General features: G+C 29.2%; 1 protein-coding gene. It reads right to left on the bottom strand.

The genetic code is table 11. The annotated features are described in order from the left end of the window. Positions 1–53 precede the first annotated feature (53 nt). A complete protein-coding gene (locus V7124_RS26045) occupies positions 54–326 on the bottom strand; it encodes a hypothetical protein (protein ID WP_335494855.1) in 273 nt (90 codons plus the stop codon). Positions 327–407 lie beyond the last annotated feature (81 nt).

Raw genomic sequence — 407 nt, 5'->3', positions numbered from 1 at the left:
GAATTAAAGGGTTTTAATCTCTTAGCTTTTTTTCTTTTGTAAAATATGATCAATTAAATTTTTTTGCTTAGAAATTTGGAATCTCTCTCTACCCAGGAGATAACATCTGCATCGGTTTGAACTTCAGTGAGTTTATTAATATTTATCCAATTTCCATTCTTATTCAAATAAAATCTCCCTGACTTTGGATAAAGCTCAACAAGTACATTCTTTCTGGGTACCAAGGAATTACGAAATTCGATGTTAAAATCACTTCCTTTAACTTGTTTAACATCATAATCTGGATTATCCCTATAATACGCTAGAAGTGAATTTACATTAATCACAGTCATCCCCCTAGTTTTTTCTATCTTAACTAATACTACAATCATATTTAAAAATGCCAAATTTAATTACCGCTTCATTTA

Origin of the sequence: Neobacillus niacini, assembly GCF_036961885.1 — a bacterium.
Lineage (GTDB): Bacteria > Bacillota > Bacilli > Bacillales > Cytobacillaceae > Neobacillus > Neobacillus niacini_H.
The sequence above is the reverse complement of the archived record's forward strand: the minus strand, read 5'-3'. Positions and strand labels throughout refer to the sequence as shown.